Consider the following 11,462-nt stretch of genomic DNA (forward strand, 5'->3'; position numbering starts at 1 on the left):
TGAGGCGACCTGTCCCTGCGGATCTCGAACAACACACAACCCCTGAACAACTCAGGTGTTGCAACCACCGCTAGAACCCAAGGGGAAGGGGGCCTTCACGCGCTACAAAGCTTCAGCCTCGCCGCTGAGCGGGCACCTCAGCGCGCGGCACCAGGTACTTCGGCCAGCTCGACAGCTTGTTCATCGCCCATTCCAGCGGGCCGCGCCCGACGAACTTCCGCCACAGCACCGCGGCGGTCAGCGCCACCACCGAGAACTCGACGAAGTGCAGCACGCTGAAGATCGAGTCGCCGTCGCTCTCGTCCCACAGCAGCGCGATCGCCACGAAATGCAGCACGTACGCGCTCAGCACCCGCCCGCCCAGGTCCGAAAGCGGCCGCAGCACTCTCTCGAACTTCGGCATCAGCAGCTGGCAGCCCCCGATCACCGCCGCCGCGATCCCGATCGAGATCAGCAGGTCGAACGGCGTGTACGAGGTCCCCGTCGGCAGCAGCTCCCAGGCCCAGCTGGTGGTCGGCGGCGTGCCGTGGATCCAGGTCTGGTGCAGCCGGAAGAACTCCTGCGGCGTCATCCCCATCTGCGCGGCGGCCGGTTCCAGTGACCGGTAAACGGCCTGCATGCCACCGAGCGGCCCGGTCGCGATCCAGGACACGAGGTAGCCGCCCACCGCGAGCGCCGAACCGCCGAAGAACAGCCGGCGGCACACGCTGCGCGAAGTCAGGTCCATCCGCCCGATCGCCATCCCCGCGAACACGTACGCCATCAGCGTCAGCGCGGGGAAGGTCCCGGTCAGGACGAGGACGGTCGCGGCCTTCAGCAGCCCCGTCGACGTGACGTCGTCCGCGGTCAGGTCCGGCGCGAAGAAGAGCAGGTCACGGGGCAGCAGCTGGATCCGGATCAGATGCGAGAGCAGCGGGCCCGCCACGGCGACGACGACCGCCGCGATCGCCAGCGCCTTCGCGCCCGCGCGCAGCCAGGGGATCGCGAAGAGGAAACAGGCCCCGTAGTAGGCCAGGATCACCATGTAGCCGGTCTCGAGGCTGGTCAGCCACAGCCCCAGCGCCACCAGCAGCGGGGCGCGGGTCGCCAGCTTGAGCGCGACGCGCGTCCGGTCGCGCCCCACCTTCGGGCGGCGCCCGCCGGACATCAGCGCGATCGAGACACCGGCCAGCACCGCGAACAGCGCCGCGGAGTGGCCTTCGAACGGTTTGAACAGCACCCCGACGCCGCCTTTGGCGGGTTCGGGGCCGACATGCACCGCGTACATGCCGAGTACGGCCAGGCCGCGGGCGACGTCGATGCCGGTCAGCCGCCCCGCGACCCGTTTGCCTTGTCCGGGAACAGTTCGCACGCCGTCGAGCAGCGCGCGGTCCATCACAGTGACGCCGTCCACCTCATTTCTCGGCTAGCCCCCTGACCGTCCCCGCCTTAGCGTGACGATCAAATCTGAGAGCGAGCTGAGACGCAGCGGTGACGCCACTGTGACATGCGACTATGACCCGATCGGGTCAGCCACCGACGGCGAAACCGACCTTGCGGACGTCCGACGGCGCGATCTCCACGTAGGCGATCCGGTCGGTGGGCACGATGTACTTGCGGCCCTTTTCGTCGTCGAGGCGGAAGATCCCGTCGCCGGCCCTCAAGGCGTTCGCGACCAGTTCCTCGACCTCGTCGGGCGACTGGCTGCTGGACACCACGAGCTCTCGCGGCGTGTCCTTGATGCCGATCTTGACCTCCACGTGGGACCTCCGCTTGAAAGTTCGAAATTCACTGGTCCGCCAAGGCTAGCCGAAGGCCTCAGCCGAGCCCCAGCACCTGCATGCGCTTGGTGTGCCCCTGCTGCAACCGGCGGAACAGCGCGGCGATTCCCGAAAGGTCGCCCGAACCTTCGACGATCAGCTCGGCGAGCCCGTCCCGCTCGGCGACGACGTACTGGGCCTGCGTCAGCGCCTCGCCCAGCAGGCGGCGTCCCCACAGCGCGAGCTTGTCCCGCGCCTTCGGGTCGGCCTCGATCCCGGCCGCGACCTCACGCTCGGCGAACGCCGAATGCCCCGTGTCGGCGAGCACGGTGAGCACCAGATCCTTGGTCTCGGGGTCGAGCCAGCTGGCCATCTCGCGGTAGAGGTCCGCCGCGAGCCCGTCGCCGACGTAGGCCTTCACCAGCGACTCGAGCCAGGAGCGCGGCGCCGTGGAGGCGTGCCAGGCGTCGATGTGCCCGACGAACGGCCGCATCGCGTCCTCGATCGCGACGCCGTGCCCCGCGAGGTGCTTGGCGAGCAGGTCGTAGTGCCCGATCTCGGCGGCCGCCATGGACGCCAGCGCGGCCCGTCCGGCCAGCGTCGGCGCGGTGCGCGCGTCCTCGGCCATGCGATCGAATGCGGACAATTCCCCATAGGCGAGTACGCCGAGCAAATCGACTACGCCTTCACTGATCTGCTTTGCCTCCGTCACGGCGGAAAGAGTATCGCCGAACACACCTTCGGGGCGGTGAAGAGACCGATCCCACCCTGCCCGGCGCGGCGGGGACTTTCCTAAAACCGCAGACCAGGTACACTGACGGCCGGATACGACGGATCTTCCGTCCCGGATCGGGGTGCTGCTGCGGCTGAAGGACAGCCGGTGCGGCCCCGGTCAGCACAAGAATGATGTGCGTGCACGCCATCCTGCGGCATTCCCACGAAGGGCCGCTTCAGCGCCAGTAGCGCGGAGCCGAGCGAATTTTCGTGGTCGAGTGTCGATCGGTGACCAGGGCAGTGCGCGCTGGTCACGAGAGAGGCGAGCACCCTGACCACGAACGAAACCACAACCGAACAGAACACCACCACCGGCGTCCCGGCCGCCGTCGCGCTGGAGCACAGCGAGACAGGCCCGGCCGCGCTGGACACGTCGCACCCGCTGCAGGCGGGCGCGCCGGTGGAACCCGAATCCCCCACCTTCGCCTCCTTCGGCGTCAAGCCGGAGATCGTGAAGGCCCTCGGCGAGGCCGGCATCGAGCGGACCTTCGCCATCCAGGCGCTGACGCTGCCGCTGGCCATGGCGGGCGACGACCTGATCGGCCAGGCCCGCACCGGCATGGGCAAGACGCTGGGCTTCGGCGTCCCGCTGCTGCACCGCGTCGAGGTCCCCGGCGACGGCACCCCGCAGGTGCTGGTCGTCGTGCCGACCCGTGAGCTGTGCATCCAGGTCGCGAACGACCTCAAGGGCGCGGGCAAACACCTCGGCATCCGCACGCTGGCCATCTACGGCGGCCGCCCGTACGAGCCGCAGATCGAAGCGCTCCGCAAGGGCGTCGACGTCGTCATCGGCACCCCGGGCCGCCTGCTGGACCTGGCCGAGCAGCAGCACCTGGTGCTCGGCAAGATCCGCGGCCTGGTGCTGGACGAGGCCGACGAGATGCTCGACCTGGGCTTCCTGCCCGACATCGAGCGCATCCTGCGGATGGTCCCGGACGCGCGGCAGACGATGCTGTTCTCGGCGACCATGCCGGGGCCGATCATCACGCTGGCCCGCACGTTCCTGAACCAGCCGACGCACATCCGCGCCGAGGAGAACGACGCCGGCGCCATCCACGAGCGCACCACCCAGTTCGTCTACCGGGCGCACTCGATGGACAAGCCCGAGCTGATCGCCCGCGCGCTGCAGGCCGAGGGCCGCGGCCTGACGATGATCTTCACCCGCACCAAGCGCACCGCACAGAAGGTCGCCGACGACCTCGTCGAGCGGGGCTTCGCGGCCGCCGCCGTGCACGGTGACCTGGGCCAGGGCGCCCGCGAGCAGGCACTGCGCGCGTTCCGCTCCGGCAAGGTCGACGTGCTGGTCGCCACCGACGTCGCCGCCCGCGGCATCGACATCGACGACGTCACGCACGTGATCAACTACCAGACGCCGGAGGACGAGAAGACCTACGTCCACCGCATCGGCCGCACCGGCCGCGCGGGGCGCACCGGTGTCGCGATCACCCTCGTCGACTGGGACGAGGAGCCGCGCTGGAAGCTGATCTCCGACACCCTGGGCCTCGACAAGCCGGAGCCCGTCGAGACGTACTCCTCGTCGAAGCACCTGTTCAGCGACCTGAGCATCCCCGAGGGCACCACCGGGCGCCTCCCGCTGTCGAAGCGGACCCGCGCCGGTCTTTCGGCCGAGGCCGAGGAGGACCTGGGCGGTAAGCGCCGGGGCCGCGGCCAGGGCCCGAAGGACGAAGAGGCTCCCCGCAAGCGCAACCGCGCGCCGCGCAAGCGGACCCGCGGCGGCGCCAACGCGGCCGCCAAGATCGAGGCGGCCGACGCCGCGGCCGCCGCTTCGGCGGAAGGCACCGAGACCGAGGGTGCTTCGGAGGGCCGTACGCGGACCCGTCGCCGCAGCCGTGGTGGCGCGAAGCCGAGCCCGGAGGTCAGCGGTCCGGCGGTCGAGAAGGAGGCAGGCGACAGCGCCGAGCGTCCGGCTCGCCGACGCCGCCGTCGCCGTCCGTCGGCGACTTCTGATACACCTGCGTCGGCAGACTGAGCTTTCATCCGCGGACGTGGGGGTCAAGGGCACGTGAGCGAACGCTGGGACGCCGCGCCGGACGAGGATCCGGCGCGGCCCGTGCCCGCCGAACCCGAGCAGACGTCGAACGGCGTCGAGCCGGACACGACGGCCTCGATCGGCACGGAAGACGTGCTGGACGCCGATCCCGCGCCGGTGGCGGACACCAAGCCGCCGCTGGCCGGGAAACGCGCCCGGCGCTCGCCGTGGAACCGCACACGGGATCGCGTGATCGCCGCGGCGATCGTGGCCCTCGTCGCGGTCACGGGCGTCGTCATCGGTGTGAACAGCGACAGCGCGGCGACGGTCACGCAGGTCGCCGCCACCCTGCCGCCCGCGCTCCCGCCCGCACCGGCGCAGGTCCCCGGCTCGCTGACCGAACTGTGGCAGGCGCCGAGTTCGTCGACGCCCGTCCCGATCGGCGAGGCCAACAGCGTCGTCACCGCCGAGCAGGGCGAGGTCCTCGGCCGCGACCCGAACACCGGCGACGTCCGCTGGCGCTATTCCCGCGATCTCGAGCTGTGCACCGTCGCGCTCGCCGGGGTCAAGGTGGACGCGGTGTACCGCAAGGACACCGGCTGCAGCGAGGTCACCCAGCTCGACGCGGGGACCGGGCGCCGCACCGCGCAGCGCAACGGCGACGCCGAACTCGGCACCCGGCTGGTCGTCGACGGCTCGCACGTCACCACGACCGGCAAGAAGCTGCTCAACACCTGGCGCGACGACCTGGTCAAGAGCATGGAGTACGGCCAGGTCCCGGCCATCGTGAACGCGAACAAGCAGCCGAGGACGGGCTGCACCTACGGCACGGTGGCCGCCGCGGCGGGGAAGATCGGCGTGATCGAACGCTGCCCCGGCGATCCGGCCGACCGGTTCACCGTCTACCGCGCGACCAACGACGAAGCCGACGACCCGAAGGTCGACTACAGCACCGTCCTCGCCGGGAAGAACGCGAAAGTCGTCGCGATGTCCGGCGATCTCGCGCTGATCGTGCTGCCCGAACAGAAACTGCTGGTCATCTACGGCGGCGACGGCACGCAGAAGTCGGCGTACCCGCTCGACGTGCCCGCCGCGGACCTCGCGCAGGATCCGGAAGGCGGCATCATGACGACTTCGTGGACCGCGCAGGGCGTCTACTGGTTCACCGGCTCGAAGACCATGGCGTTCTCGCGGGACGACCTCACTCCGCGCTGGACGCTGAACAGCTCCGCCGGTCCTGGTGTGACCTTCGGGGAACAGCTGGTCGTGCCGATCCAGGGCGGGCTCGCCGTGCTCGACGAGCAGTCCGGCACCACGATCCGCACCGTCGGCATCGACCGTCGCGGTTACCGCGGCCCGGTGCAGCTCTCGTCGGTCGGGCCGGTGCTGCTGGAGCAGCGCGGTCCCACCCTGGTCGCCCTCAAGTGACCGGCAGGCGATAGCAAAGGTCCCTTGCTATCGCCGGACGTCAGCGCGTCGTCGAGGTCGAGGTCTTCGTGCTGCGAAGGCGGCCGATTTCCTTCCAGCACCAGTTGCCGCCCTCGCTGGCGAGGGTGCCGGAGGCGGTGCGGGATCGTCCTTCGACGCTCACCGTGACGCCCACCGTGTACTCGGTCTCGGAGACCTTCGTGATCTCGCCGAGCGTGGCGCTCGATACCTCGCCGACCTGCTCGATGGCCTGCGTGACGTCCTTCTCCGCAGTGCTGCATTTGAGCGCCGTCAACGCGGTCCGGTCGTGGGCGTTGATGCCGTCGACGATCGCCTGCGCGGTCGCTTCGGGGCCGGACGCCTTGTCGGCCTTGTCGTCACCGAGGAAGAAGCCAGGAGCGGCGAACCCGGTGATGGCCAGCGTCACCAGCACCACGACAGCGGCGGCGATGCCCACCAGCAGACCGGTGTTGCTCTTCTTCGGCGGCGCGGGCGGCCCGCCGAAACCCTGTCCGTACTGCTGGTACTGACCGGGGTACTGCTGGCCATAGCCGGGATACTGCTGCTGAGGCTGCTGGGAGTACGCGCCGCTCTGGTCGTAACCGGCCTGCGGGTACTGCTGCTGCTCCGGGTGTTGCTGCCCGCCTTGGCCGTACTGGGGCTGTTCTGGCTGGGGTGGGTAAGTCATCAGCGGCGCCTTTCGTCCTCGCTGTGCGGCGACGTGCTTGAGACGCGCCCAGTGAGTTCAAAGTTTCGCCGGACCGGGGCCCTTTTCCGGTCGTTTGGCAGTTTGCTGCCGTCAGTTCCACCAGAAAAGGCTCAGAGCCGCTGTCACGCTCGCGACGACCAGAACTCCCGCGTAGCCCGCGACGCGGCCGTTGCGGGTATCGGCGACCCGCTGGGCCAGCAAGGCGACCACCGCCGCGATCGGATGCCCGATCAGCATCAGCGGCCCGGGCCCGGGGGCATCGGTGAACAGGCAGATCCCGGCGATCGCGAGGACGATCACCGCGAGCACGACCATCCCGGCCGCGAGCGAACCGGTCAGCCCGCGCCAGAACCGGCCACGTTCGGGCGCCACGGGCTCACCCGGCTCCGCGGGTGGCGGCGTGGTCGCGAGTTCTTCGGTGTCCGGTGACGACACGTCCTCGCCTGTCCAATCGTCGGGTCTCGGGAATCTAGGGCGCCAGCAACTCCCACGGCTGAGCCGCGGGCCCGGCCTCCTGGCCCGCCGCGCAACTGGGCCGGAAGTCGCACCACGAGCATCGGCGGCCCGGGCGCGCGGGGAACAACACGTCCTCGTCGCCGCCGGCGTTCAGGGTATCCGTTGCCAGGCGCAGGTCCCCGGCGGTCTCGTCGGCTCGTTGGAGATGCCGTTTGAGGCTCTGTTCGGTGTGCTCGGCGGCCGCGACGGTGCCGGTGGGCACGTGGTGCAGCTCGACCTGGTAGCACGGTGTCCGGAGCGTCCTGGCGGCCGCGACCGCGTACAGCGCCAAGGCCTGCGAGGAGCGCGCCTCGTACTCGTCCGGCTCGCGACGGCCGGTCTTGTAGTCGATGATCACCAGTTCCCGGCCGCGCTGGTCGATACGGTCGGCGCGGCCCTCGATGATGAGGCTGGGCCCGCTGCCCGGTTCGAGCGTGACGGGCGCCGAAACCCAGCGCTCCAGCCCGACCGGATCGATACTGACGTCGTTGTGCTCGACGTACTCCGCGACCCACCCTTTCGCCCGGGCGCGGTACCGGGCCGCCTGATCGGCGTCCTCGAACCCGGCGTCCTTCCAGTGCTCGGCGACGAGCGCCATCGCCCGCTGCGGCACGCGCTTGATGACCGGCAGGTCGAACAGCGCCCGCAAAGCGTTGTGCACCACCGCACCCAGCGTGCTGTGCGCCCAGGCGCCGGTGCGTGTCGGGGACGGGCGGTCCAGGTACGACATGCGGTAGCGGCGCGGGCAATCTTCGAACGTCGCGAGGCGCGCGGGCGAGACCTTCGTCAGCTTGCGCGGCGCTTCGACGCCGAAGTCGAAACCAATCTGCTCCATCGGATCACCCCGTCCGCAACGCTACGCACCCCCACCGACACTTTTCGAGGGGATCCCCGCCTACGAGAGCAAGGGACCTTTGCTATCGCCCGCGTCTGGGCGCCGGTGGTTCGGTACATGAAGGCCCCCTTGCTTGCGCCTGGCTCCGTGAAGGACCCCTTCATGTACTTGGGCCTGGCGTGAAGGGCGAGTTTCCTCGGCTGAGCCGCGTGAAGGGGGCCTTCACGCGCACCCGCCGTGACGTGTGGGGTTGCTGGGGGTTTTGGGGTTCCTGGGGTGAGGTGGCGGTCCGTGAAGGACTCCTTGAGGGACCCAGGGTCCGTGAAGGCCTCCTTCGCTACCTTCAGGGTAGGCAAGGAGGCCTTCACGGACAGCCCGCGCAATGAACGGTCCTTTCCTTGCAGAATTTGCAAGGAAAGAGCCGTTCCTGGCATCGGCGAGGAACGGCGCCAGGGAGACGGCAGGAGCCCGAGAGAAGCAGGGGACCCTTGCTATCGCCCCCCACCTCGGTCAAGTGCCCGAGATGAAGCCCTTCACCGAGTTCGCCACCAGCTCGACGGCGATGGCGGCCAGCAGCAGACCGGCGATCTTCGCCAGCAGCGTGATCCCGCTTTCCTTGATCAGCCGGATGACCACGCCCGAGTACCGCATGCACAGGTACAGCACGAAGTGCACCGTCACGATCGAAAGCGCGAGAGCCACGTACGCGCCGACGTGACCATCGGCCTGCCGCACGAAGACGATGGTCGCGGCGATCGCGCCCGGGCCGGCGAGCAGCGGCGTCCCGAGCGGCACGAGCGCGACGTTGACGTCGTCGCCCGCCGCCTCGGCCTCGCCGCCGGTCTTCCCGGTCAGCAATTGCAGCGCGATGAGCAGCAGCAACAGCCCGCCCGCGCCCTGCAGCGCCGGGATCCCGATGCCGAGGTAGGACAAGATCGCTTGTCCCGCAACGGCGAACAGCGAGATCACCAGCAGCGAGACCAGCACCGCCTGCCGCGCGGCCTTGGCGCGGAACGCCACCGACTTGCGGCCGGTCAGGCTCAGGAACACCGGCACCGTGCCGGGCGGGTCCATGATGACGATCAGCGTGATCGTCGCGCTCATGAACAGGCGCGCGTCGAAGAAGTCCGTGATCGTCACCGGGTCACGACCTGGTAGCCGGTCGACCGCGCGACGAGTTCTTCGAGCGCGAGCGGGTCGGTGGTCTCGTCGCCGAGATCGATGGTCTTGTTCGTGCCGTGGTAGTCGCTCGACCCGGTGCGCACGAGCCCCAGCTCCCCCGCCAGCCCGTGCAGTTGTACCCGGGTCTCTTCGTCGTGGTTGGGGTGATCGACCTCGACGCCGGTGAGCCCGTGCGCGGCCAGCCCGGCGAGGACGTCGACGGTGATGGTCGCGCCCCGCGTGTAGGCGAAGGGATGCGCGATCACGGTGACCCCGCCCGCCTCGGCGATCATGTCGATCGCGTCCTCCACGAGCGTGTCCTGCCGCGCCACGAAGTACCCGCTTCCGTTGCCCAGGTAGCTGCCGAAGGCCTCGTTCACCGACGCGACGACACCGGCCCGCACGAGCGCCTGCGCGAGATGCGGCCGTCCGGCCGAACCGTCCTCGGGCAACAGCGACATGACCTCGTCGGGATCGACCGGCAGGCCGTCGGCGGCCATCCGCTCGGCCATCACGCGCAGCCGCCACCGCCGCTCCGACCGCAGCCGGGTCTGCTCGGCGACGACCGCCTCCGACTCGGGGTCGAAGAGGTACGCGAGCAGGTGGACACTGACGTGCCGTCCGGACACCGGGTCCACGGAGATCGTGGACAGCTCGGCGCCGGGCACCAGGGAAAGCCCCGGCGGGAGTGCCTCGGCGGCCGGGGCCCAGCCGGCCGTGGTGTCGTGATCGGTGATCGCGACTACGTCGAGGCCCGCCTTCGCGGCGGCAGCGACGAGCCCGGCAGGGCTGTCGGTACCGTCGGAGGCGGTGGAATGGGCGTGCAGGTCGATGCGCATCAAGGATGAGTATCGAGGATGCGCCAGGTCACAGCGACTTCGGGACCTGCGCTAACCGACCTTCTTCTTGCCGCGTGCCGCACGCTGCGCCTTGATCATCGAGAAGCGCTCGGCCTGCTTCTGCTTGTCGCCGAAGACGAGCTCGGAGATCGTGTCGTAGAACTCTTCCGGCTTCGGCAGGTAGTCGATGCGGTTCAGCGCCTGGATCTGACCGGCCGACTCGACCACCATGGTCCCGTACCCCATCATCCGGCCCCACGCCGAACGTTCGTAGGTGAGGTCGGTGACCTTGGTGATCGGCATCATCAGCACTTTGGTCGTGTAGACGCCGGTGGTCATCACGAAGCGTTTGTCCGTGACCACCAGCCGCTCGACCCACCACTCCATCACCACGTACGCGAAGCGCAGGATGACGAGCAACGCGGCGTACCAGAGGATGTTCTGGATCACCCACGCAGCGGGCGGCAGAAGGTAGGACACCAGGACGCAGATGGCCAGCAAGGCCACCGCCTCGAAGGTGTCCCACAACAGCACAGCCCAGTGGCGGCGGATCCTGATGACCCGTCGCTCGGTGTCGAGGAGATACTCGTCTGGATCGCGTGGGGCGAACATACCGATAGAGTATCCGCCGTCCGCTAGCTGAAGACGTTGCTGACGAAGGTGATCACCGATTCGGCCGAGTCACGCAGGAAGCCGATGATGTTTCCCACGAGGCCCGCGGCCTGACCTGGCTGCGCGATCACGAAGAACAGCACCAACGCGATTCCTGCGAAAGTGAGTAGCTTTTTCGCGTTCACGGCGATCAATCCTGTCTCTTACGGTGACTGACTGCGGATACTGGCTATTCATTTTGTACCGCACCTTCCACCGGCACGGGAGGGAAGTCCCGCGCTTGGGTCAGCCGGCGAGGTGAAGTGTACCGTACGGCTACTCTCCGTGTACAGGACAGCCGTTGTCAGGAAGCCCGCGTCTACCATTCGGGAATGAACACCGTTTCGGACAGCACCGTCCGCTGTGTCGGCGGCATCGTCCACGACCACCACGGCCGGATTCTGCTGATTCAGCGCGCGAATGAACCCGGACGTGGACTCTGGTCGATCCCCGGCGGACGCGTGGAACCAGGCGAAACGGACGAAGCGGCCGTCATCCGGGAGATGCGCGAAGAGACCGGTCTGGACGTGATACCGGGCACATACGTAGGCAACGCCCTTCGCGGCACGTACGACATCCACGACTACGCCTGCGCGGTCACCGGCGGCACTCTCCGTGCCGGGGACGACGCCGCGGACGCGCGGTGGATCGACGCCGAAACCTTGATCGAACTCGACAAAGGCGGTCGGCTGGCCGAACTCCTGTTCGTCACTCTCCGCGACTGGGGGGTGCTGCCGTCCGGGTCCGCGCCGCGGCCCTGACACGTGCCGTGCCCGATTCGGCGAATATCGCGGGGATAAAGCACCGGGTGAGGTGAAAATTATCCTCACCGATGCTTTCC

The 11,462-nt window shown here is 68.9% G+C and carries 13 protein-coding genes; 3 read left to right on the forward strand and 10 right to left on the reverse strand.

Annotated features, from left to right (window positions below):
- Window positions 1-112: 112 nt before the first annotated feature.
- The 3 genes from IE302_RS25115 to IE302_RS25125 all read right to left on the reverse strand — a co-directional run bounded on the left by IE302_RS25115 (window position 113) and on the right by IE302_RS25125 (window position 2,451).
- The gene (locus IE302_RS25115) at window positions 113-1,393 is read right to left on the reverse strand and encodes a DUF418 domain-containing protein (RefSeq protein ID WP_191256952.1); all 1,281 of its coding nucleotides are present in this window, start codon (window positions 1,391-1,393) and stop codon (window positions 113-115) included.
- Window positions 1,394-1,508: 115 nt separating this feature from the next.
- Entirely contained in the window at window positions 1,509-1,739 is a 231-nt protein-coding gene (locus IE302_RS25120) for a DUF3107 domain-containing protein (protein ID WP_005167610.1), read from the reverse strand.
- Window positions 1,740-1,797: 58 nt separating this feature from the next.
- Window positions 1,798-2,451 (reverse strand): ferritin-like fold-containing protein, encoded by a 654-nt coding sequence (locus IE302_RS25125; protein ID WP_191256953.1) that lies wholly within the window; start codon window positions 2,449-2,451, stop codon window positions 1,798-1,800.
- 462 nt (window positions 2,452-2,913) lie between these two features.
- Here IE302_RS25125 and IE302_RS25130 point away from each other — a divergent pair, with 462 nt between their 5' ends.
- Window positions 2,914-4,503: a DEAD/DEAH box helicase gene (locus IE302_RS25130; RefSeq protein WP_191256954.1), complete on the forward strand. Its 1,590-nt coding sequence runs from the start codon at window positions 2,914-2,916 to the stop codon at window positions 4,501-4,503.
- Between the two features lie 33 nt (window positions 4,504-4,536).
- Window positions 4,537-5,931: an Rv3212 family protein gene (locus tag IE302_RS25135; RefSeq protein ID WP_191256955.1), complete on the forward strand. Its 1,395-nt coding sequence runs from the start codon at window positions 4,537-4,539 to the stop codon at window positions 5,929-5,931.
- Window positions 5,932-5,971: 40 nt separating this feature from the next.
- Here IE302_RS25135 and IE302_RS25140 read toward each other — a convergent pair whose 3' ends face one another.
- From IE302_RS25140 to IE302_RS25170, 7 genes are all read right to left on the reverse strand, one after another.
- Entirely contained in the window at window positions 5,972-6,619 is a 648-nt protein-coding gene (locus tag IE302_RS25140) for a hypothetical protein (protein WP_191256956.1), read from the reverse strand.
- 111 nt (window positions 6,620-6,730) lie between these two features.
- Window positions 6,731-7,075: a hypothetical protein gene (locus tag IE302_RS25145; protein ID WP_191256957.1), complete on the reverse strand. Its 345-nt coding sequence runs from the start codon at window positions 7,073-7,075 to the stop codon at window positions 6,731-6,733.
- A gap of 34 nt (window positions 7,076-7,109) precedes the next feature.
- A complete protein-coding gene (locus tag IE302_RS25150; RefSeq protein WP_191256958.1) occupies window positions 7,110-7,970 on the reverse strand; it encodes a RecB family exonuclease in 861 nt (286 codons plus the stop codon).
- A 510-nt stretch (window positions 7,971-8,480) separates the two neighbouring features.
- A complete protein-coding gene (locus IE302_RS25155; RefSeq protein ID WP_016331481.1) occupies window positions 8,481-9,110 on the reverse strand; it encodes a MarC family protein in 630 nt (209 codons plus the stop codon).
- Window positions 9,107-9,970, reverse strand: a complete 864-nt coding sequence (locus IE302_RS25160; RefSeq protein WP_191256959.1) for a PHP domain-containing protein — start codon at window positions 9,968-9,970, stop codon at window positions 9,107-9,109. The genes IE302_RS25155 and IE302_RS25160 overlap by 4 nt, the downstream gene beginning before the upstream one ends.
- A gap of 51 nt (window positions 9,971-10,021) precedes the next feature.
- Entirely contained in the window at window positions 10,022-10,582 is a 561-nt protein-coding gene (locus tag IE302_RS25165) for a PH domain-containing protein (protein ID WP_016331479.1), read from the reverse strand.
- A 23-nt stretch (window positions 10,583-10,605) separates the two neighbouring features.
- Window positions 10,606-10,776, reverse strand: coding sequence for a hypothetical protein (locus tag IE302_RS25170; protein WP_085939772.1), 171 nt, complete (start codon window positions 10,774-10,776; stop codon window positions 10,606-10,608).
- A 177-nt stretch (window positions 10,777-10,953) separates the two neighbouring features.
- On the opposite strand from IE302_RS25170, the gene IE302_RS25175 reads away from it, so the two are divergent.
- A complete protein-coding gene (locus IE302_RS25175; protein WP_191256960.1) occupies window positions 10,954-11,382 on the forward strand; it encodes an NUDIX hydrolase in 429 nt (142 codons plus the stop codon).
- The last annotated feature ends 80 nt before the right edge of the window (window positions 11,383-11,462 follow it).

This window comes from Amycolatopsis oliviviridis (assembly GCF_014654365.1).
GTDB lineage: Bacteria > Actinomycetota > Actinomycetes > Mycobacteriales > Pseudonocardiaceae > Amycolatopsis > Amycolatopsis oliviviridis.

Bases quoted from the DNA above. Each gene is read 5' to 3' on its own strand.
- IE302_RS25140 (WP_191256956.1), bottom strand. From the start codon at position 6,619: ATGACTTACCCACCCCAGCCAGAACAGCCCCAGTACGGCCAAGGCGGG.
- IE302_RS25150 (WP_191256958.1), bottom strand. From the start codon at position 7,970: ATGGAGCAGATTGGTTTCGACTTCGGCGTCGAAGCGCCGCGCAAGCTG.
- IE302_RS25160 (WP_191256959.1), bottom strand. From the start codon at position 9,970: ATGCGCATCGACCTGCACGCCCATTCCACCGCCTCCGACGGTACCGAC.
- IE302_RS25165 (WP_016331479.1), bottom strand. From the start codon at position 10,582: ATGTTCGCCCCACGCGATCCAGACGAGTATCTCCTCGACACCGAGCGA.
- IE302_RS25175 (WP_191256960.1), top strand. From the start codon at position 10,954: ATGAACACCGTTTCGGACAGCACCGTCCGCTGTGTCGGCGGCATCGTC.